This is a genomic window from Bacillus sp. 1A (assembly GCF_052682215.1).
The window spans coordinates 1,887,572-1,909,398 of record NZ_JBQYLZ010000001.1; the positions used below are offsets into that span (position 1 = coordinate 1,887,572).

General features: G+C 37.6%; 23 protein-coding genes. 19 read left to right on the forward strand and 4 right to left on the reverse strand.

The genetic code is table 11. The features are described from left to right. Window positions 1–320 precede the first annotated feature (320 nt). The 3 genes from thpR (at window position 321) to ACUN0F_RS09475 (ending at window position 4,170) form a co-directional block, all read left to right on the forward strand. Window positions 321–866 (forward strand): RNA 2',3'-cyclic phosphodiesterase, encoded by a 546-nt coding sequence (gene thpR, locus ACUN0F_RS09465; RefSeq protein ID WP_445539419.1) that lies wholly within the window; start codon window positions 321–323, stop codon window positions 864–866. Between the two features lie 137 nt (window positions 867–1,003). Further along, window positions 1,004–3,145: a type I pullulanase gene (pulA, locus tag ACUN0F_RS09470; RefSeq protein WP_445539420.1), complete on the forward strand. Its 2,142-nt coding sequence runs from the start codon at window positions 1,004–1,006 to the stop codon at window positions 3,143–3,145. Between the two features lie 227 nt (window positions 3,146–3,372). Continuing rightward, window positions 3,373–4,170, forward strand: coding sequence for a phosphotransferase (locus ACUN0F_RS09475; RefSeq protein ID WP_445539421.1), 798 nt, complete (start codon window positions 3,373–3,375; stop codon window positions 4,168–4,170). A 3-nt stretch (window positions 4,171–4,173) separates the two neighbouring features. Here the strand turns inward: ACUN0F_RS09475 and ACUN0F_RS09480 are convergent, their stop codons facing one another. Next, on the reverse strand, window positions 4,174–4,452 hold the full coding sequence (locus tag ACUN0F_RS09480) for a YtzH-like family protein (protein WP_001122236.1): 279 nt from the start codon (window positions 4,450–4,452) through the stop codon (window positions 4,174–4,176). Window positions 4,453–4,680: 228 nt separating this feature from the next. Here ACUN0F_RS09480 and trmB point away from each other — a divergent pair, with 228 nt between their 5' ends. Beyond that, complete coding sequence (trmB, locus tag ACUN0F_RS09485) at window positions 4,681–5,334, forward strand: tRNA (guanosine(46)-N7)-methyltransferase TrmB (protein WP_001239384.1); 654 nt, start codon at window positions 4,681–4,683, stop codon at window positions 5,332–5,334. Window positions 5,335–5,403: 69 nt separating this feature from the next. Further along, window positions 5,404–6,258 carry a YtnP family quorum-quenching lactonase gene (locus ACUN0F_RS09490; RefSeq protein WP_445539422.1) on the forward strand — a complete coding sequence of 285 codons (855 nt, stop codon included), beginning with the start codon at window positions 5,404–5,406 and terminating at the stop codon, window positions 6,256–6,258. Window positions 6,259–6,387: 129 nt separating this feature from the next. On the opposite strand, the gene ACUN0F_RS09495 is transcribed toward ACUN0F_RS09490, so the two are convergent. Continuing rightward, entirely contained in the window at window positions 6,388–6,699 is a 312-nt protein-coding gene (locus tag ACUN0F_RS09495; protein WP_000118541.1) for a PepSY domain-containing protein, read from the reverse strand. Window positions 6,700–6,847: 148 nt separating this feature from the next. Between ACUN0F_RS09495 and ACUN0F_RS09500 the strand changes: the two genes are divergently transcribed. The 10 genes from ACUN0F_RS09500 (at window position 6,848) to murC (ending at window position 19,449) form a co-directional block, all read left to right on the forward strand. After that, window positions 6,848–7,921, forward strand: a complete 1,074-nt coding sequence (locus ACUN0F_RS09500) for a M42 family metallopeptidase (protein WP_445539423.1) — start codon at window positions 6,848–6,850, stop codon at window positions 7,919–7,921. A gap of 287 nt (window positions 7,922–8,208) precedes the next feature. Further along, window positions 8,209–8,718 (forward strand): DUF84 family protein, encoded by a 510-nt coding sequence (locus tag ACUN0F_RS09505; RefSeq protein WP_000869958.1) that lies wholly within the window; start codon window positions 8,209–8,211, stop codon window positions 8,716–8,718. Window positions 8,719–8,801: 83 nt separating this feature from the next. After that, window positions 8,802–9,116 carry a thioredoxin family protein gene (locus tag ACUN0F_RS09510; protein WP_000838193.1) on the forward strand — a complete coding sequence of 105 codons (315 nt, stop codon included), beginning with the start codon at window positions 8,802–8,804 and terminating at the stop codon, window positions 9,114–9,116. A 78-nt stretch (window positions 9,117–9,194) separates the two neighbouring features. Continuing rightward, a complete protein-coding gene (locus ACUN0F_RS09515; RefSeq protein ID WP_000784602.1) occupies window positions 9,195–10,007 on the forward strand; it encodes a DUF1444 domain-containing protein in 813 nt (270 codons plus the stop codon). Continuing rightward, complete coding sequence (gene ytpR, locus ACUN0F_RS09520; protein ID WP_001006767.1) at window positions 10,004–10,618, forward strand: YtpR family tRNA-binding protein; 615 nt, start codon at window positions 10,004–10,006, stop codon at window positions 10,616–10,618. The genes ACUN0F_RS09515 and ytpR overlap by 4 nt, the downstream gene beginning before the upstream one ends. Window positions 10,619–10,969: 351 nt before the next feature. After that, the gene (locus ACUN0F_RS09525) at window positions 10,970–11,314 is read left to right on the forward strand and encodes a hypothetical protein (RefSeq protein WP_000813282.1); all 345 of its coding nucleotides are present in this window, start codon (window positions 10,970–10,972) and stop codon (window positions 11,312–11,314) included. A 40-nt stretch (window positions 11,315–11,354) separates the two neighbouring features. Next, the gene (locus ACUN0F_RS09530) at window positions 11,355–12,311 is read left to right on the forward strand and encodes an N-acetylmuramoyl-L-alanine amidase (RefSeq protein WP_264463233.1); all 957 of its coding nucleotides are present in this window, start codon (window positions 11,355–11,357) and stop codon (window positions 12,309–12,311) included. 155 nt (window positions 12,312–12,466) lie between these two features. After that, window positions 12,467–16,705 (forward strand): DNA translocase FtsK, encoded by a 4,239-nt coding sequence (locus tag ACUN0F_RS09535; protein WP_445539424.1) that lies wholly within the window; start codon window positions 12,467–12,469, stop codon window positions 16,703–16,705. Between the two features lie 61 nt (window positions 16,706–16,766). Next, window positions 16,767–17,885 (forward strand): nicotinate phosphoribosyltransferase, encoded by a 1,119-nt coding sequence (locus tag ACUN0F_RS09540; protein WP_000658380.1) that lies wholly within the window; start codon window positions 16,767–16,769, stop codon window positions 17,883–17,885. A gap of 253 nt (window positions 17,886–18,138) precedes the next feature. Further along, the gene (gene murC, locus ACUN0F_RS09545) at window positions 18,139–19,449 is read left to right on the forward strand and encodes a UDP-N-acetylmuramate--L-alanine ligase (protein ID WP_000219461.1); all 1,311 of its coding nucleotides are present in this window, start codon (window positions 18,139–18,141) and stop codon (window positions 19,447–19,449) included. A gap of 54 nt (window positions 19,450–19,503) precedes the next feature. On the opposite strand, the gene ACUN0F_RS09550 is transcribed toward murC, so the two are convergent. Together ACUN0F_RS09550 and ACUN0F_RS09555 are read right to left on the reverse strand one after the other, a co-directional pair. Then, window positions 19,504–19,638, reverse strand: coding sequence for a hypothetical protein (locus ACUN0F_RS09550; protein WP_445540864.1), 135 nt, complete (start codon window positions 19,636–19,638; stop codon window positions 19,504–19,506). Then, window positions 19,635–19,979 carry a PadR family transcriptional regulator gene (locus tag ACUN0F_RS09555; protein WP_048544504.1) on the reverse strand — a complete coding sequence of 115 codons (345 nt, stop codon included), beginning with the start codon at window positions 19,977–19,979 and terminating at the stop codon, window positions 19,635–19,637. Before ACUN0F_RS09555 ends, ACUN0F_RS09550 begins: the two co-directional genes overlap by 4 nt. 145 nt (window positions 19,980–20,124) lie before the next feature. Between ACUN0F_RS09555 and ACUN0F_RS09560 the strand changes: the two genes are divergently transcribed. The 4 genes from ACUN0F_RS09560 to ACUN0F_RS09575 all read left to right on the forward strand — a co-directional run bounded on the left by ACUN0F_RS09560 (window position 20,125) and on the right by ACUN0F_RS09575 (window position 21,823). After that, a complete protein-coding gene (locus tag ACUN0F_RS09560) occupies window positions 20,125–20,673 on the forward strand; it encodes a GNAT family N-acetyltransferase (protein ID WP_097908480.1) in 549 nt (182 codons plus the stop codon). Beyond that, window positions 20,670–21,161, forward strand: a complete 492-nt coding sequence (locus ACUN0F_RS09565) for a GNAT family N-acetyltransferase (protein WP_445539425.1) — start codon at window positions 20,670–20,672, stop codon at window positions 21,159–21,161. The genes ACUN0F_RS09560 and ACUN0F_RS09565 overlap by 4 nt, the downstream gene beginning before the upstream one ends. 78 nt (window positions 21,162–21,239) lie before the next feature. Next, a complete protein-coding gene (locus ACUN0F_RS09570) occupies window positions 21,240–21,644 on the forward strand; it encodes a PH domain-containing protein (RefSeq protein ID WP_264462143.1) in 405 nt (134 codons plus the stop codon). After that, complete coding sequence (locus ACUN0F_RS09575) at window positions 21,641–21,823, forward strand: hypothetical protein (RefSeq protein ID WP_042875795.1); 183 nt, start codon at window positions 21,641–21,643, stop codon at window positions 21,821–21,823. Before ACUN0F_RS09570 ends, ACUN0F_RS09575 begins: the two co-directional genes overlap by 4 nt. The last annotated feature ends 4 nt before the right edge of the window (window positions 21,824–21,827 follow it).

A 21,827-nucleotide genomic window follows, 5' to 3' on the forward strand; every position in this document is an offset into this window, starting at 1 on the left:
TTCTGTTACGTAGCGTTTGTTGTTAAGTCGATATCCCTTGTCGAGATTTCGATATAATTTCATTTATCCCGCATTAACGGGCAGTAAGCCCCCCACCTTAAAATTTAGCGAAAGCGAAGAAGTTAGGTGGGGATCAACTGCCCGTAAAAGCCCGATTGGTGAGGGCTGATAATCAGTAGGGGATGGACAAAACCCCACTGATTAAAGTTTCATTTTATTAACGCGACCTTAACTTGGTTAGACTTGTAGGGAAGTTTGATTCTATTTAATTGAATGAGATAAGAAAGAAAAGCAACAATAGAAAGAAGGAGAAGATGTACATGGAGCCGCATTATTTTGTCGCGATTACGTTACCAAATCATATAAAAGAAGTGCTGTCTAACTATAAAGAGGAAATGAAAGAGGAATTACCATTTCGCTCGTGGGTACATAAAGAAGACTATCATATTACCCTTTCATTTTTAGGGAGTGCGACAGAGGAACAATTAGAAGGAATAAAGAATGGATTACAAACCCTTACAGAAACGAAAGTACTATCGTTCACATTACAAGGGTTTTCAACGTTCGGTATGGAAGATAGACCGCGTATTTTTTGGGCGAAGGTAAGTGAGAATTACGATTTGTTTCAATTACAAAAGCAAGTGCACGCTATTTGTGAAGGGAATGGATTTTCTTTAGAAGCGCGCCCGTATCATCCGCATATTACTGTTGCTCGTAAATGGGTAGGAGAAGAGAAGTTTGATTTAGAACATATAAAGGAAGTGCCTGAAATATCATTTCAAGCGGATACGATTACTTTATACGAATCTCATGTGAAGGAGACACCGAAGTATAAAGCGATTGCTGAAATAAAATTACAAAAATAGAATGTATGAAAACGTTTTTTATACAGGTGAATATACTATAGAGAATAATGTGTTACTGTATAGAGCCTTGCTGATAAGAAAAGCCTTATCATTTGCAGCTCGTTTCATTTAATTTTAAGAATGATGGTGATTTTTTTATGTTGAAAGTAAAACGTCCATTTGATGCCTATTTAGATGAAATGAATAAAATTACAATTTTGCTCCCACACGCGTATGGAACAAGCCGGACATTTCGTTTGCAAGAAGGAAGTAACGTGAAAGATTTACCGATTTCTCATACAATTGCGCTTCCGGATGCAACGAAGTATGAGTGCTTTATAGAAGAGCCGCTAGATGTGGGGAAGTATTATACAGTACGAGATGAACGGAATGAAGAAACAGATTTACAAATAGGTGCTGTCATAAGAACAGCGATTTTCGATGAAAAGTATTACTACGAAGGTACAGATTTAGGAGCCGTGTATCAAAAAGAAGCAACGACATTTAAAGTATGGGCTCCAACTGCGAGGCTTGCGAAAGTAAGGATTTATAAAAGTGATAAAGAATATACCGATCATGAAATGCATAGAGGAGAAAATGGGGTTTGGACTCATACATTACAAGGCGATTTAGCCAGAGCAAAGTATACATTTCTTGTTTGTATTAATTTAATATGGAATGAAGCTGTGGATCCTTACGCAAAGTCAGTGACTGTAAATGGGACGTACGGCGTTGTTATCGATTTGGAAAAGACAAATGTAACAAGACGAGAGCAATTACCACCATTACACGCAATGACAGATGCCATACTGTATGAACTGCATATTCGTGATGCCACTATTCATAAGGGCAGTGGAGTGAGTAAAAAAGGAACATATAAAGGGCTAATGGAAGAAGGGACAACAGGGCGAAATGGAACGTTAACAGGCTTGTCTCATATAAAAGATTTGGGTGTTACACATGTTGAATTATTGCCTTTATATTGTTTCGGTGGTGTAGATGAGGTGAATCCTTCTTCTGCATATAATTGGGGTTACAATCCATTATATTACAATGCGCCTACGGGATTTTATGCTACAAACCCTTCTGACCCGTATAACAGGATAGTAGAGTGTAAGCAACTAATTGAAACATTTCATGAGCACGGCATTAGGGTGATTATAGATGTTGTATACAATCATGTGTATGAAAGAGAGCTATCATCATTTGAAAAGCTTGTCCCAGGATATTATTTTCGTCATGGTGAAGATGGTATGCCTTCTAATGGGACGGGAGTCGGAAATGATATAGCATCTGAACGGAAAATGATGAGGAAATTCATTGTAGAGTCTATTTTATATTGGCTTACTGAATACAATGTTGATGGATTCCGATTCGACTTAATGGGAATTTTAGATGTCGATACAATGAATATAATAGAAAAAGAAGTGCGAAACATAAAGCGAGATGCATTGTTATTAGGAGAAGGGTGGGAGCTACAAACACCACTTCCTCTAGAGGAAAAAGCAACGTTAAATAATGCAAAGAAAATGCCGCATATTGCGCAATTTAATGATCAATTTCGTGATGGGATAAAAGGGAGTACCTTTCATATAAATAAACGTGGTTTTGCATTTGGTGGGCATGTAGACTGTAATCATTTGCAATATATAGCATCGGGAAGTCTTTTGAGTATGAAAGAAACAGGTCTGTTTCTAGAGCCTGTGCAAAGCATTAACTATGTAGAATGTCATGACAATATGACGATGTGGGATAAACTAATGCGGAGTAATGAAGAGCCAGAAGAGATTTTGAAAAAACGTCACCTTCTAGCGAGCGCAATGGTGATTCTTTCGCAAGGTATTCCTTTCTTACATGCTGGGCAAGAGTTTTATCGTACGAAGCAAGGAAATGAAAATAGTTATAATGCAAATGATGAAATTAATCAATTAGATTGGGATCAAAAAGAGAACGAGATAGAGACCGTTAACTATATAAAAGGTTTAATTGCGATTCGTAAAGAGCACGGAGCATTCCGATTACAAAACGCAGACCTTATAAAAAAGCACATGACTTTTTTGCAAACCTCTCCAGAAGTACTTGCATATCACTTAGGGCATGCAGAATCGTTTGGACCGTGGAAAGAGATTATAGTTTTATTTAATAGCGGTTTAGAAGCTAAAACGGTGCAACTTCCGAAAGAAGAAACGTGGCATGTGTTAGTAAACGAAAAGCAAGCGAAAATAGAGCCAATTTCTTCATTTAGAGGAAAGGAACTTCAGCTGGCTCCAATTAGCACGTATATATTGACGATAATGTGACAAATCGCTACTTGACGATGAGAATGTAATAAATGTAGAATTGACAAAGGTGACGATTTTGATAAGTTGTCATTCTATGACTGGTTTTGTAAAATAAAATAGAGAGTTTTTGGCTTATGCCAAGTTTTCTTTTCATTTACAGTAAAATATATGAATCCACAACATGTGTAGAAATGTTGCGGTTTTTCTTTTCATAACTATAAAAGATAAGGATTTGTTAACGGGTAATGAATATGGAATGGTTGGAACAATTATTAGGAAAAGAGTGGAGTCTTGTACCGGCTGGTGGAGTAACGGGCGATGCGTATATTGCGCAAAACGGACAACAGAAGTTATTTTTAAAGCGGAATACATCGCCCTTTTTAGCGGTATTGTCAGCAGAAGGAATTGTTCCAAAATTACTTTGGACAAGAAGGGTAACGAACGGTGATGTAATTTCTGCTCAAAAATGGCTTCCGGGACAGAAGCTAGAGCCAGAGGATATGAAACTAGAACGTGTTGCGAAACTTTTGAAGAAAATACACTCCTCTAAAGCGCTTGTACAGATGATTCAAAGACTTGGGAAGCAGCCGCTTCACGCACAAGAGTTATTACAACAACTGCAACTTGTTTTAAGAGGAGATATAAGGGATGATGAAACAATTCAGCAAGGCCTTCAATATTTAATGGATTCATTAAAAGATATTGAACACAATGAATTCGTTGTATGCCATTGTGATGTGAACCATAACAACTGGATATTGTCGGATGAAAATGAGTTGTTTTTAATTGATTGGGATGGAGCTGTAATTGCTGACCCAGCTCTAGACCTTGGTATGTTATTATATTGGTACATTCCGCGCCACGAATGGAGCGAGTGGCTCGAATATTATGATATTGAAATGGATGAATCGCTGCTTAGGCGTATGAGATGGTATGTAATAGCACAAACGATTTTGTCTATGCAATGGCACACAACAAAAAAACAGCAAGCAGAAGCTGAATATTGGCATCAATATTTACAGCAACTACTTGCTTCAGAGTAATACTTAAGAAAAATTGTCCATTCCAGCAATCCACTGAGTAAGTTGTTCTTGATTATTGGAAATGTGGTTGTCCAAATTAGAGGAAGATTTACCCGATTGACTATAAGAATATACATCGTTTAGCATTGCTTTAGCGTCACTACTTATACTATCGTTTGCGAGTAACGATTGAATGAGACGCTCTAATTGCTCGCATTCAGAAACTGTCCCGCAACAATCACTTTGGTGATTGACTAAAATATCTTTCAGCACTTCTAATTGATGTTGTTGATTAATTGGCATGAACGGATCATCCTTTCGATTGTTTTTCTCTTCAAATGTACGAGAAAAAGCTGTTTCGTCATGGAATGTTTAATGCTGTATGTAGTTTTTATCAAAATGGTACATCTTATACTTGAAAGAAACGGACCGAGTGCTCGTACGTACTTGGTTTTTTGTTTGGGAGATTGATTAAAACAGAGAGAAGGAATTATTCCTTTAAAATAGCTATGTAAAGAGAGGGAGACATCTATGCGTTTAAGACATAAACCATATGCAATGGATCGAATTAATGAGTATTCACATATCGTAATCGGAAACCCAGAGGAGCGCGCTGGTAACTGGAAAGAAGTATTTGGAAATGAACAACCAATTCATATTGAAGTAGGTACAGGTCGTGGCCGCTTTATGTATGATATGGCAAAAGCAAATCCACATATTAATTATATTGGAATTGAAAAATTCACAAGTGTTGTTGTAGATGCACTTGATAAATTAATTGAAGAAGAAGTACCGAACTTAAAGTTAATTAATAAAGATGCTGAAGATTTAACAGTTTTCTTTGCAAAAGGTGAGATTGACCGCGTTTATTTAAACTTCTCAGATCCATGGCCGAAGAATCGTCATACGAAGCGTCGTTTAACGTATAAAACATTTTTACGCAATTATGAAGAAGTGTTAGTAGAAGGCGGAGAAATTCATTTCAAAACAGATAACCAAGGTTTATTTGAATACTCTCTAATGAGTATGGCTGAGTATGGTATGTTATTAACTTACCTGAGCCTAGATCTTCATAATAGTGATTATGAAGGAAACATTATGACAGAATACGAAGAGAAATTCTCAAGTAAAGGTCATCGTATTTACCGAGTTGAAGCAAAATATCGCACAGAGCCTATGCAGTAATGCATAGGTTTTTTGTAACTAAAATAATCGGAATTTTATGTTAATATTAAAAAGAAAGGGGGATGAAAAATGGAACAGTTACAAATTGGAGATATAAAAGTGACGTGGCTAAAAGGCGGGAACACACATTTAGATGGAGGAGCAATGTTTGGTGTTGTACCGAAAATGCTTTGGTCACGTAAATATAAACATAATGATACAAATCATATTTATTTACGAACAGATCCGTTACTTTTGCAAACGAAAGACGGTAATATGCTCATTGATTCCGGAATAGGAAACGGTAAATTGAATGAGAAGATGAAGCGAAATCAAGGTGTAACAGAAGAGTCATCGGTTTATAAATCATTAGAAAAATTAGATTTAAAACCTGAAGATATTCAGTACGTCTTAATGACACACCTGCATTTTGATCATGCATCTGGTTTAACGAAATGGGAAGGTGATCACCTTGTACCATCGTTTCCGAATGCGAAAGTTTACGTAAGCGAAACGGAATGGAATGAAATGAGGAACCCAAATATCAGGTCACGCAATACATATTGGAAGGAAAATTGGGAGCCGATTGTAGATCAAGTTGTTACATTCCAGCAAGAAATAGAAATTACGGATGAAATAAAAATGGCGCATACAGGTGGTCATAGTGATGGACATGCAGTTATTGCTTTAGAAAGCAAAGGTGAAACGATGCTTCATTTAGCAGACCTATTGCCGACGCACGCACATCAAAATGTACTATGGGTAATGGCATACGATGATTATCCAATGACATCAATTGAAAATAAGCAAAAGTGGATGGAGTACGGCGCTGAAAAAGGAGCATGGTTTACTTTTTATCATGATGCATATTACCGTGCAGTAAAATGGAATGAGGAAGGGCATATTGTAGAAAAAATAGAGCGGAAAACGAGTGTAGAAGCATAAAAAAGGGGAGGTTGTTCCAGCAGTCTGTTGGAGCAGTCTCCTTTTCGTTTTTTGTCGGTAAGTCGATATAATTTCAATTACTATCCACAATTAAAAAATAAGAGGTTCACCTAATGGGAACCCTCCTTTTTATGCTGCTATAACCTCTAAAACAGTACCTGTTTTAGCATCAACTAAAAATTCAAATCGTTCTTGTATATCATCTAACATCGTTGTAAGACCGCCACGATAAACTTCGTATGCGACATCATATTTTTCAAATGTCTCTGGAACCATATGTACCCAAGAGCCAGTAATTTCACCTTTATGACTTAATGCTTGTTTCACCATTTTCAATGCTTTTTCTGAAGAAATATGGGATTGTTCTTGTACTTTGTTTGCAACAAGATAACCAGCTGCGAACCCAACGCCAAGACCTGCTACTAAACCTTTCCAGCTCATATATTCACCTCAATTCTATAAAATAAAAATAGTGTACCAATAATAATTATAAAGCAAATAAAGCTAAAAAAGAAGAAACTAGAAACATTTCGAAAATTTCGTTACAATAAAAGAGGTATTCTACTAAGGTTTGAAAGAAGGGGACTTCGTGAATAAAGAGACATTACAATTATTTCGTACGTTAACAGAATTACAAGGTGCATCAGGTTTCGAACATGATGTACGCCGTTTTATGAAGCAAGAATTAAGCAAATATGCGGATGAAATTGTGCAAGACGGTTTAGGTAGCGTATTTGGTCTGAAAAAAGGGGACGAAACTGGCCCACGTGTTCTTGTAGCAGGTCATATGGATGAAGTAGGTTTCATGGTTACGCAAATTACGAAAAACGGGATGCTTCGTTTTCAAACGTTAGGCGGCTGGTGGAGTCAAGTGTTATTAGCGCAACGTGTACAAGTTATGACGAAGAATGGTCCTGTTATTGGGGTTGTTGGTTCTATTCCTCCTCATTTATTAAGTGACGCGCAACGTGCAAAACCGATGGATATAAAAAATATGTTAATTGATATAGGTGCAGATAGTTACGAAGATGCGATTGAGATTGGTGTAAAACCAGGACAACAAATCGTGCCAATCTGTCCGTTTACTCGGATGGCAAATGAAAAGAAAATTATGGCGAAAGCTTGGGACAACCGTTACGGATGTGGCCTTGCAATCGAATTATTAAAAGAATTAAAAGACGAAACATTACCAAACACATTATACTCTGGTGCGACTGTACAAGAAGAAGTTGGTCTTCGCGGTGCACAAACTGCTGCAAATATGATTCAACCAGACATTTTCTATGCGCTTGATGCAAGTCCAGCAAACGATGCATCTGGTGATAAAACGCAGTTCGGTCAATTAGGAAAAGGTGCCCTTCTTCGTATTTACGATCGTACGATGGTAACACATAGAGGAATGCGCGAATTCATTTTAGATACAGCAGAAACACACAACATTCCGTACCAATACTTTATTTCACAAGGTGGTACAGATGCGGGCCGTGTACATACAAGTAACTCAGGTATCCCATCAGCAGTAATTGGTGTTTGCGCACGTTACATTCATACACATGCTTCTATTTTACATGTTGATGATTATGCGGCAGCAAAAGAACTCATTACGAAGCTTGTAAGAGCAACGGATAAAACGACGTTAGAGACAATTAAGAATAATGCGTAGGAGAAGAAGGGCGAAAAACCCTTCTTTTTTTAGGTTGAATAGATGAACCAGCGGTGTGTGGTGGCGGTTAGTGCTTAATAGGTGCTCGAATGGTGTATTAAGACCGCGGGTAGGAAGAAAGAAGAAGCCTGTTTTTTTTGTTTAGGACCAATAATATTGTGGAAAGCCATCTTCTTTTATAGGTAGAAGGGATTCCACTGTGGTGTGTGATAGTGGTTGGTACTTAATTTGTGCCGAAGCGGATATTGGATGGAACAAAATGATAAATTTTTATAGAGGTGAACGAAATGAAAGTAGTAGTTGGATCGAAGAATAAAACGAAAGTTGGTGCTGTGGAGAAGGTTTGGAAAGATGTTACAATTACATCTCTTTCTGTTCCTTCAGGGGTAGCAAACCAGCCGTTTACAGATGAAGAGACGATGCAAGGAGCGGTTAATAGAGCGAAGCGAGCGCTACAAGAAGGAGAAGCTCAAATTGGTATTGGATTAGAAGGTGGCGTAATGAAAACGGAGCACGGTTTATTTATGTGTAACTGGGGCGCGCTAGCAACAAGTACCGGTAAAACATTCGTTGCAGGCGGTGCACGTATTAAGTTACCAGATGATTTTTTAGCACCTCTTGAAGATGGCAAAGAGTTAAGTGAAGTGATGGAAGAGTTTGTACAGAGAAAAGATATTCGTAGTCACGAAGGTGCTATCGGTATTTTTACAGATGATTATGTCGACCGCACGGAATTATTTGTACACGTTGTTAAGTTACTTGTTGGGCAATATAAGTATGACGAAAAGCAAGCATAAACCTTGCACCATGCGCGATGTATGGTAGTATAAAAGAAAGATTATAACATGAAAAAAAGCACTCGTTAGAGGAGGAAATATAGATGAAATCATTAGAAAGCATGGAGCAATTCCAACAATTGAAAAATGAAGAGAATGTAGTCTTTATGTTCTCAGCAGAATGGTGCCCAGACTGCCGTTTTGTAGACCCGTTTATGCCAGAAGTAGAAGAGAAATATAGTGATTTCTCATTTTACTATGTAGATCGTGATGAATTTATTGATCTATGCGTAAAATTAGACGTATTTGGCATTCCGAGCTTTGTAGCGTACAATAAGGGTGAAGAAACAGGTCGCTATGTAAACAAAGATCGTAAAACACAAGAACAAATCGAAGAGTTCATTGAAGGTTTAAAATAAGGCAATTTGCCAATTGAATTGTAAAACAACCTCTACCTTCGCGGGGGAGGTTATTTTTTTGGAAGGGAGGAACAAGAGATGAAGATGACAAGTAAAAAGATGAAAGACGAGTTAATGAAGAAATTATCTCGCCCAGAATGGGACTTTCAGTATGATAGCGAGAAAGAAGTTCTACGTATAGAACAAAAAGACTCGAAAAAAGGTATTAACGTATCGCTTCCAGGAGTTGTGGCAAAATGGGAAGTGAACAAAGAAAAAGCAATTGAAGAGGTTGCTTATTACGTACAAGAAGCGTTAATTGCGATGCATAAAGAAGAAAATAGCGCAGCGAAAATTTTACCTGTTATTCGCTCTACTTCTTTCCCGAAACAAGCAGAAGAAGGAAATCCGTTTATTATGACGGATCATACGGCGGAAACACGTATTTACTACGCGTTAGATTCGAATAAAACGTATCGACTCATTGATGAGCGTCTATTACAAAAATTAGAACTTACAGAGCAACAAGTGCGTGAAATGGCATTATTCAACGCTCGCTCATTAGGTTATGAATTTAAACAAGAAACAGTAGCAGGGAATACATTCTACTTTTTAAACACAAATGATGGGTATGATGCGACGCGTATTTTAAACGAATCGTTACTACAATCGATGCGTGAAAAGATTTCTGGTGACATGGTTGTTGCTGTTCCTCACCAAGATGTATTAATTATTGCTGATATCGTCAACGAAATCGGTTATGATATTATTGCACAAATGACAATGAAATTTTTTGCCGAAGGGCATGTTCCGATTACATCACTTTCATTCGTATATGAAGATGGAGACTTCGAGCCAATCTTTATTTTAGCGAAAAATCGGAAGAAGACAGATGGAAAAGAGAAAGGATGAACGAAGTGAACGTTTTTTACAACCTTGAAGGAATTGGTGACACTCTAATTGTTGCCTTACAAGATATTACTTTAGAGAACCGTACTTTTGATCGCAAAGGAGATGTTGCACGCGTATACGATCGTGAAAGCAATGTAACAGCAGGGTTCAACATCTTTAATGCGTCTTCTTACTTAGAAGTAAAAGAAACAGGTAACTTAACATTAACGAAAGAATTTGTAGAAAAAATCAACGGAATTTTAGCGAAGAACGGCTTTGAAGAAACAGTAGAAGCAGATCTTTCTCCAAAATTTGTTGTAGGCTATGTAGCTGAAAAAGAGAAGCATCCAAATGCTGATAAGTTAAACATTTGTAAAGTAGAAATCGGTACAGAAACATTACAAATCGTATGTGGCGCACCGAACGTTGATGCAGGACAAAAAGTTGTCGTTGCAAAAATCGGCGCTGTAATGCCAAGCGGTATGTTAATTAAACCAGCTGAACTTCGCGGTGTTCCTTCTTCTGGAATGATTTGTTCAGCACGTGAATTAGAGCTTCCAGATGCTCCACAAGAAAAAGGTATTCTTGTATTAGAAGATAGCTTTGAAGTTGGACAAGAGTTCAAATTTTAATTGATGTAAGAAAAGAGAGGTTGTCCTTTTGGATAACCTCTCTTTTTGTTTTATCATTTTTTGTCGGTAAGTCGATATTATGTGTCAAATCGTTGATATATTGCGAGTTGTGACAGATATATTCAAAAAATCGTTGATATATTGCAAGTTGTGATAGATATATTCAAAAAATCGTTGATATATTGCAAGTTGTGATAGATATATTTGAAAAATCGTTGATATATTGCGAGTTGTGACAGATATATTCAAAAAATCGTTCATATTATAAGGATATCACCTTTTTTCTCAAAAACTATATTGTATTTTATAAACAATCTAGTTAAAATTTAGAAAAAAGAAGGGGATAGACGTATGAAACAACAACTAAAAATCGCAGAACTTCTGAAACGAATTGAAACTTCAAAACAACAAGATATCGAGTTAGGTTCCTATGAAATATATTTGTTTAGTGAAAATGAATTAGAAAAAGGACAAATCGGTTATCGATATGATAAACATAAAAATTCATTAATAAGTGAAGAACATGGAAAATGGAAAGAAGAATGGATTGTTATCGGATATGAAACAGATATGGGGGATCCTGTTTTCGTAAATGTAGTTGATGATGCTTATCTAGTCTATACCGCAGAGCGTGGTACAGAAACGTGGCAACCCGTTCATATTGGAAATATGGATGAGATTATAAAACAATTATAAGAAAAACTTTGAGACCGGTGCAAAGTGATGGGAGAAACACATGAAGTATATAAAAATAATGAGCATGATTGCATTCATTGGAATATATATGGGAGGTTGTTCGCAAGAAGAGCCGAAAAAAGAAGTAACATCTTCTATGCAGGAAACAAACAAAGATAACAAGGAAGACGCACCGGTAGAAAAGCAGCAGAAAGAACAAGAAAAGAAAGAAGAACTGCAAGCAGTTCAAACGAATGAGCAAGTGGAGCATAAGCAGGAGGAAGTGCCGGCCGAGGAGAAGAAAGAGGAAGCTACGCCAGTGCAGCCAGCTGAGCAACCGCTGCAAAATAATGAACAAAAAGTAGAGAGTAATGAACAACAAGGAAAGTTTCTTGTTGTTATTGATCCGGGGCATCAACAAAAAGCAAATTTAAATTTGGAGCCGATCGGGCCAGGAGCAACGACGCAAAAATATAAAGTGACAGATGGTACAACTGGTGTTGTGACGAAAAAAAGAGAGGCTGTTCTTGTATTAGAAATGGCTTCCGTATTAAAAGAAAAGTTAGAAGCAAAGGGAATACAAGTATTAATGACGAGAACGTCACAAGATGTGGATATAAGTAATAAAGAACGCGCGACATTTGCGAATGATCATAAGGCGAATTTATTTTTACGTCTTCATGCAGATGGTTCTGAAAATCAGAATCAAAGTGGATTTGCTGTATTAACGCCGGCAGAAGGAAGTCCGTACACGAAAGAGATTTATGCTGAAAGTCTTCAAATCTCTCAAACGATTGTAAATAAAATGAGAGAGAATCAGCAAGTGAAAGTAAATGGAATTAAATTCAGGGATGATCTTTCTGGATTTAATTGGGCCAAAGTACCTGGTGTACTATTAGAACTTGGGTTTATGTCAAATCCTGAAGAAGATAAAAAATTATCTGACCCACAGTATGTAAATTCTTTATTGCAAAGTGTAACGGATAGTGTAGATGAGTATCGGAAGAGTAAAGCTTAAACGCAGTCTTACATGGAAGGCTGCGTTTTTCCATATGAAAACACTCGTAAATTAGAATGTTATGGATAAATATGACATGCTTAATTTTACCTGCACTTTTTGCCGAATGCTGATACAATAAAGGATGTTACTATTTAGTAGAAAGAGTGGTAAGCATGTTAGATTGGATGAAAAAGCTGTTTAACAAAGAGGAAGAACAAACAGCGATAAATAAAGAAGTACCAAAGCAAATCGAAAGTCAGCCGAAGATCCCTCGTGTAAACCACTACACTGAAGCAAGAGAAGCACAAATGGCAAGTCGGAATGCAGGTAAATGCCGTTTTCCATTAGTACCGGATAATGGGTTCGATGAAGAGGATGTTATAGCAACAGGGCATTTTGAAGAACAACCTGTTCAAGTTGTAACATATGAAAATCAGCCTACTCAAAGAGGGGTCAAAGTGGAAAGAAGTAGACGACAGTATGTGGAACAGGTAGTTTCTACATATGAAGAGCCGGAAGTACAATATGAACCGGAGAGAGAGCTTGTCGTAAAGAAAGCATCTGCACCTTCGCAAGAAAGTAACCGTAGACCATTTCGTCCAACAGAAATGATCTCGCCAATTTACGGATATAATCGTCCTTCTGTAGAGAAAAAGGTAGAAAAGCAGGAGGAAGAAAAGGAAAGAGAAGATCTTGAAATATCTGTAGAGGGCAAATCAGTCGTTGATGCATGGTTAGAGAAAAAAGGATATACATTATCTGATTTCTCAGAAGGACAAGCAACGAATTCTTCCAGTCATGAAGGCGTTGATCAGCGAGATCAACAAAGTAAAAAGGAAGAAAAGTCAGTTGTCGATCAATGGCTAGAGAAAAACGGTTATGAAATTGAAAGCCAAGAGCCTATAGTAGAAAAAGAAGTGGTTCAAGAAATTAGTGCACAGCAGGCAGTTCCAGCGGGTGAAGTACCTCATCAAACAATTGCTGAGCGTATGGAAGATGTTAAGCAAGAAAGTGATGTAGTGGCCAAAAACATTCTACAAACAGAATTAGTAGATTCTAAAGTAGAGCACGAGGATACAATATTATCAGAAGAAACTAAACGCAATACAGAAATAGAACAACCTACTATTGAAGTAGAAAAGCAAGCTCCAGAAGAATCAGTGATTGTCAAAGCAGAAGAAAAACTTGAAGAAACAATCGTCGTGGAAATACAAGAAGAAGTGGAAGCAATTGCAGAAGCGGAAGCACCAGAAGAAGTGGAAGTAATTACGGAAACAGAAGCACCAGAAGAAGCGGAAGTAATTGCAGAAGCGGAAGCACCAGAAGAAGTGGAAGTAATTGCGGAAACAGAAGAGTCAGAAGAAGTAGAAGTAATTACGGAAACAGAAGCACCAGAAGAAGCGGAAGTAATTGCAGAAACAGAAGAGTCAGAAGAAGTGGAAGTAATTGCAGAAACAGAAGAGCCAGAAGAAGTGGAAGTAATTGCAGAAGCGGAAGAGCTAGAAGAAGTGGAAGTAATTGCAGAAACAGAAGAGCTAGAAGAAGTGGAAGTAATTGCAGAAACAGAAGAGCTAGAAGAAGTGGAAGTAATTGCAGAAACAGAAGAGCTAGAAAAAGTGGAAGTAATTGCGGAAACAGAAGAGTCAGAAGAAGTGGAAGTAATTGCGGAAACAGAAGAGTCAGAAGAAGTGGAAGTAATTGCAGAAACAGAAGAGCTAGAAAAAGTGGAAGTAATTGCGGAAACAGAAGAGTCAGAAGAAGTGGAAGTAATTGCGGAAACAGAAGAGTCAGAAGAAGTAGAAGTAATTACGGAAACAGAAGCACCAGAAGAAGCGGAAGTAATTGCAGAAACAGAAGAGTCAGAAGAAGTGGAAGTAATTGCAGAAACAGAAGCACCAGAAGAAGTAGAAGTAATTGCAGAAACAGAAGAATCAGAAGAAGTAGAAGTAATTGTAGAAGCAGAAGAATCAGAAGAAGTAGAAGTAATTGCAGAAACAGAAGAATCAGAAGAAGTGGAAGTAATTGCGGAAGCAGAAGAGTCAGAAGAAGCAGAACCTGTAGCACTTGAGGAAACACAGCAAGAAATGGTTTTAAATGAAGCAATTGAACAAACGAATGAATTCATACATGTTGCAGAGGCTGAAGAACAAGCGAAGAAAGATGTTCAAAGCTTTGCGGATGTTTTAATTGCAGAAGAACAACAAGTTGTAGAAGAAGCACTGATTGTAGAAGAAGCACTGATTGCAGAAGAAGCACCGATTGCGGAAGAGCAGCCAGTTGTAGAAGAAGCACTGATTGTAGAAGAAGCACGGATTGCAGAAGAAGCACCGATTGCGGAAGAGCCGCCAGTTGCAGAAGAAGCACCGATTGCAGAAGGACAACAAGTTGTAGAAGAAGCACGGATTGCGGAAGAGCGACAAGTTGTAGAGGAAACACCGGTCTCAGAAGAGCAACCAATTGTACAAAAAGAAGAACCAAAACGTCAGAAAAAGCGCCATGTCCCATTTAATGTTGTTATGTTGAAACAAGACAGAACGCGATTAATGGAAAGACATGCGGCTAGAGTAAATGCAATGCAACCTTCTATGAGTGAACGAGTAGAGAATAAGCCTGTCCAACAAGTAGAAGAAACACCAGTGCCACAAGTGGAAGAGAAACCAATGCAACAAGTGGTAGTAGAACCACAAGTGGAAGAAAAGCCAATGCAACAAGTGGTAGTAGAACCACAAGTGGAAGAGAAACCAATGCAGCAAGTGGTAGTAGAACCACAAGTGGAAGAGAAACCAATGCAGCAAGTGGTAGTAGAACCACAAGTGGAAGAGAAACCAATGCAGCAAGTAGTGGTAGAATCACGAGTGGAAGAGAAACCAATGCAGCAAGTAGTGGCAGAGCAAGTACAAAAGCCAACTTCAAGTACGGAAGTACAAGAGAAAGCATATGTTGTAAATCAAAGAGAGAACGATATGCGAAATGTATTGCAAACACCACCGACATATGCAATTCCGCCATTAACATTGTTGTCAATTCCGCAGCAGGCAGCGTTAGATAATACGGAATGGTTGGATGAACAGAAAGAATTATTAGATACAACATTTAATAATTTCCACGTTGGTGCACATGTTATTAACGTATCACAAGGTCCAGCGGTAACTCGTTTTGAAGTACAGCCAGACCCAGGTGTGAAAGTAAATAAAATTACAAACTTAAGTGATGATATTAAACTGAGTTTAGCAGCGAAAGATATTCGTATTGAAGCACCGATTCCAGGGAAGAGTGCGATTGGAATCGAAGTTCCAAATAAAGAAAGTAAGCCAGTATTTCTTCGTGAAATTTTAAGAAGTCCTGTGTTTACAAAGAGCGAATCACCGCTTACAGTTGCGCTAGGACTTGATATTTCAGGCGATCCAATTGTAACGGATATTCGAAAAATGCCACATGGACTTATTGCGGGTGCAACGGGTTCTGGTAAAAGTGTGTGCATTAACGCAATTTTAACGAGCATTTTATATAAAGCGAAACCGCATGAAGTGAAGTTAATGTTAATCGATCCGAAGATGGTTGAGCTTGCACCATACAATTCTGTTCCACATCTTGTAGCACCTGTTATTACGGATGTAAAAGCAGCGACAGCTGCATTAAAGTGGGCGGTTGAAGAAATGGAGCGTCGTTATGAATTGTTTGCGCACGCTGGTGCTCGTGATTTAACTCGTTATAATACGATTGTAAGTGGGCGAGAAATTCCAGGAGAGACATTACCTTATATCGTTATTGTCATTGACGAGTTAGCCGATTTAATGATGGTAGCACCTGGTGATGTTGAGGAAGCGATTTGTCGTATTGCGCAAAAAGCACGTGCTTGTGGTATTCATTTATTAGTAGCAACGCAGCGTCCGTCTGTAGATGTTATTACAGGTTTAATTAAGTCAAACATTCCAACGCGTATTGCGTTTACTGTATCATCTCAAGTTGATTCGCGTACGATTATTGATATTGGGGGCGCGGAGAAATTACTTGGCCGTGGTGATATGCTATTTTTAGGAAACGGTACGTCTAAACCAGTTCGTGTACAAGGTGTATATGTATCGGATGATGAGATTGAGAAAACAGTTGATCATGTGAGAAAGCAAATGAAGCCGAATTACTTATTTAAGCAAGAGGATTTATTAGCGAAAACAGAACAAGCTGAGTCGGAAGACGAATTGTTCTTTGATGCATGTCAATTTGTTGTAGAACAAGGGGGAGCGTCCACATCTTCTGTACAGCGAAAATTCCGCATCGGTTACAATCGCGCGGCACGTCTCATTGAAGAGATGGAATCGCAAGGGATTATTTCTGGAGGAAGAGGAACGAAACCGAGAGATGTCCTTATTTCTGAGGATGAATTCGCTGCTATGCAGGAAACAAATGTATAGTAAACGGTTTTGCTGTATACTAATAGAAAATGTTGGATAGTAAAGTAGGGAGTAAAGCGACATGAAAGAAATTGAATTAAAATTAAAAGGTGAAATAAATAGACTAACAAATAGAACATTTAAATTTGACGAACGTGTTGGAGAAGGTTGGTTCTCTGCCGTTTACTTTTTAAAGACTAGAGAAATCATTGAAGAATTTCGCCCGAAAAGTGTTGTGACGATGCAATTTTTCCAAAAGGAAAATGCAGTTCTTTGCGGAACAGATGAAGTGATTGCGTTGCTACAAACATTCGCCAAAAATCCTGAGGAACTTGAGATTAACTCTTTAAAAGATGGCGATAATATTAGTCCGTTTGAAACAGTGTTAACAATTCATGGTCCTTATGAAAATTTCGGATTTTTAGAAGGTGTCATTGATGGGATTTTAGCCCGTCGTACATCAGTTGCGACAAACGTATATAACGTTGTCCAAGCTGCGCGTAGCGTAGATAAAGAAAAACCAGTTATTTTCATGGGAGATCGTGATGATCATTATACGCAACAAGCTGGTGACGGTTATGCAGCATACATCGGAGGTATGAGCGCACAAGCGACGCATGCGATGAATGAATGGTGGGGCAGAAGTGGTATGGGGACAATGCCTCACGCATTAATTCAAATGTTTAATGGTGATGTTGTGGAAGCGGCAAAAGCATATCATAAGAAATTCCCAGAAGATGAATTAGTTGTATTAATTGATTACAACAATGATGTCATTACAGATGCACTTCGCGTAGCGCGTGAATTTGGATCAACATTAAAAGGTGTACGTGTAGATACATCGCGCACGATGATTGATCAATACTTCATTCGCCACCCAGAAGTACTTGGAACATTCGATCCACGTGGTGTAAACCCGTCGCTTGTATTCGCACTTCGTAAAGCACTTGATGAAGAAGGATTCCAGCATGTAGACATCGTTGTAACTGGTGGATTTGATGAGAAGCGTATTCGTGAATTTGAAGCTCAAAACGTACCTGTTGATATATACGGAGTAGGAAGTAGCTTATTAAAAATGAATATTGGCTTTACTGGTGATAACGTAGAATTAAATGGAAAACCAGAAGCGAAAGCTGGTCGTAAATATCGTCCAAACCCACGTCTAGAGCGTGTTCAATTAGAAAAAAGAGAAGATATGTAAAAGAGAGAAAAACTGATAGGTGATTGACCCTATCAGTTTTTCTGTTATCATAGTATAGCGGCTTCTTTTTTGCTATAATGGATTTGTTATGGACATAAAAAAGAAGTACGTACGAGTTTATCCTGATAAGTGAAGGGAAAGAATAACTTCACTACATCAAAAATGTATGATGATTACCAAAATAAGAAAAGATTCATATACTGTCTTATAGATAGGCCGTTGTATTAGTTCGAAATGTTGGAGGTTCTTTAAGATGACAGTTTACCATTTTGTAGGAATTAAAGGAACAGGAATGAGTTCATTAGCTCAAATTCTTCATGACATGAAGCATACTGTTCAAGGGTCTGATTATGAAAAGCGTTTCTTTACACAAACAGCGTTGGAAAAGCGTAATATCTCGATCCTTCCTTTTGATAAAAATAATGTAAAAGAAGGACAAGTGATTATTGCAGGAAATGCATTTCCTGATACGCATGAAGAAATCGTAGCAGCAAAAGAATTAAACATCCCAGTACATCGTTACCATCACTTCTTAGGTGACCTTATGAACCAATACACAAGTGTTGCTGTAACTGGTGCACATGGAAAAACATCAACAACTGGTTTGTTAGCCCATGTAATGCAAGGTGCACACCCTACATCTTACCTTATTGGAGATGGAACAGGGCATGGGGTAGAAAATAGTAAGTATTTTGTATTTGAAGCTTGTGAGTATCGTCGTCATTTCTTGTCTTACAATCCAGACTATGCGATTATGACAAATATTGATTTTGATCATCCAGATTATTTCTCAGATATCAATGATGTATTCAATGCATTCCAAGAGATGGCATTGCAAGTGAAAAAAGGTATTATTGCATGTGGAGATGATGAAGAACTTCAAAAAATTCAAGCGAAAGTACCTGTTATTTTCTATGGATTTGGAGAAGATAATGACTTCCAAGCACGTAACATTCAAAAGAGAACAGATGGTACTATTTTCGATGTATTCGTTCGTAATACGTACTATGACACGTTCAAAATTACAGGATACGGTAACCACAGCGTATTAAATGCATTAGCAGTAATCGCGCTTTGCCATTATGAAAACGTTGATGTAGAAGCAGTTAAGCATCAGCTAACAACTTTTGAAGGCGTAAAACGTCGCTTTAATGAAAAGCCAATGGGAGAACAAGTTATTATCGATGACTACGCACACCATCCGACAGAAATTAATGCAACGATTGAAGCAGCTCGTCAAAAACATCCAGAGCGTGAAGTTGTCGCTGTATTCCAGCCACATACATTCTCACGTACAGAAAAATTCTTAGATGAGTTCGCTGAAAGTCTAAGCAAAGCTGACCAAGTATACTTATGTGATATTTTCGGATCAGCACGCGAAAACAAAGGTGAATTAACAATTGAAGATCTGCAAAAGCGTATTGACGGTGCAGAACTAATTACAGATACAACAACGGATGTATTAAAGAAACATAAAAACGGCGTTCTAATTTTCATGGGCGCAGGAGACATCCAAAAATTCGAAGCAGCTTACGTAAAAGAAGTTCAAGTTGCAGAGAAGTAATAGAAAAGACGCATAGCTTGGCTATGCGTCTTTTTTTATTGTGTTTGATATATGTTAAAAAGCGTTGATATGTTGGTGTGTATTGTTCTTTTTGTAATTTTGTTTTAAGAAAACGATATACAGTAAACTAAAAAGTACATATCCAATTAAATAATAGAATGAAAACATATCGAATTGTTCCTTGTTCATTTTTTATCCTCTCCTTTAGCTAGTAACATTAGAGCATGATACACTGCATCATAATCATGTAAGCGACTATGTAAAATTTCTCTCCCTTCATCTGTAATGCGATAGTATTTTCTTTTTGGACCATCACCGGACTCTTCCCAATAGGAAATAGCCCAATTGTTTTTCGTGATTCGATTTAATATAGGGTAAATCGAACCGTTCGGGATATGAAACACAGGGATATCTTGTAATGCACTTGTAATTTCGTATCCGTACATAGGTTGTTTACTTATTAAAGACAAAATAGCGAGATCAAAAACACCTTTACGTAATTGAATTATAAAATTATCATTTTTTTCCATACTTTAACTATATATGATTCATATCTAGATATCAATCATATATAGTTGTTATTCTTATATAAAACCGAAAAAAGTGTGAATATTTAACATTTTATACCTGGAAATGTTAGAATAATAAGAAAAATAAAAAGGGGGACGAAAAAAAATGTTCACACTCCGAGTAGACGACGAAATCGAATTACAGTTATTAGAGAAGCATCATAAAGAGGAACTATATCAATTAATAGACCAAAACCGTAATCATTTACGAAGATGGCTTCCTTGGGTAGATGGGATGAAATCAGCTGGTGCGTATGATGAGATTTGTCCGATGTGGTTAAAGAAGTTTGCAGAGGGAGACGGTTTTGAAAGTGGCATACGTTATAAAGGAAAGCTCGTTGGGATGGTAGGCATTCATCCGGTAAGTTGGGGGAAGAAAGCGGCCAGTCTCGGATATTACCTGGCAGAAGATGCTGGCGGGAAAGGTATTATGACGCGTAGCGTGAAGGCTGTACTTCACTATGCATTTGAGAATTTAAAATTAAATAAAGTGGAAATTAGATGCGGTGTTGAAAATGTGAAAAGCCGCGCTATTCCAGAGCGTTTAGGTTTTAAGTTAGATGGTATTTTAAGAGATGATGAATGGCTATATGATCATTTTCACGATATCGCTGTATATAGTTTACTAGCTTCAGAGTGGAAGGAGATTCGATGAACGAGAAGATACGTATTATTCCGTATGAAAGTACGTTTCAAGATGAAGTAGTAGATCTTATCGTGCATATTCAGCAAAAAGAGTACAATGTCCCCATTACGAAAGAAGAGCAGCCAGACCTGCTTGAAATAGAAACATTTTATCAAAGGAATGATGGAAACTTTTGGGTAGCAACTTATGATGATAAAGTAGTTGGAACAGTAGCTTTATTATATATTGAGAATCAGCAAGTAGCGCTAAGAAAAATGTTCGTAAAAAAAGAATTTCGCGGAAAAGAATGGGGCGCATCACATAAGTTGCTCCAAACAGCAATTTCGTGGGCTGAGAATAAAAAGCTGAAAGATATTTACTTAGGAACGACACTGAAATTTTTAGCAGCGCATCGCTTTTATGAAAAGAATGGTTTTCAAAGTGTGAGTATAGACGAGCTGCCGAAAAACTTTCCAGTGTTACAGGTAGATAAGAAATTCTATAGATATATTGTTTAAAAGAAGGTCATGTAGAAATGGCCTTTTTTATGAACTAAAATGGAAAAAGTGGTATAATTTAGGTTAGGGGGTGCGTGTATGAACATTCCGATTCAAAGAAGTAAGTCGGTAGTAATTTTCGTTTGTCTCACGTTAGCTTTTATGTTTGTATATCCACTTGTCATGCTTTTCGCAAATAAAGAGCAGTGGATGTCAGCGTTAATTGGAATGGGTTTATGCTTCCTTGTAAATGTGCCACTCGTTTGGGAAGTATTTATTAAAAAGCATAAAGTAGAAAATGGTGTATTGAAGTACGGCATTTTAAATGATGATGTTGTATTAAAAGATATTAGAGTTGTTCGTCAAGTTGGAAAGTATCTTGAAATTACGACGAACGCATACAAAGTACATATGGTTGCGATGCCGCAACATATGAATGAATTCTTGGCGCTTATCGAGAAAGAGAATCCAAATGTGAAAATAGAAATGGTAGGTAAGAAATGAAATATGTAAAACCTTTGTTTTGTTTAGAAATATTATTTGTGCTTGTTGGTTGCACTAGAGTATATATGAAATGGGATTTGCCATTATATGTGCCAATATTAATAGGTACTATTGCAGTGGCGCTTTTGTATTATTTTCACTTCCAGCAAACAAAAAGCGAGAAAAGTAGCTCTATGTAGTTAG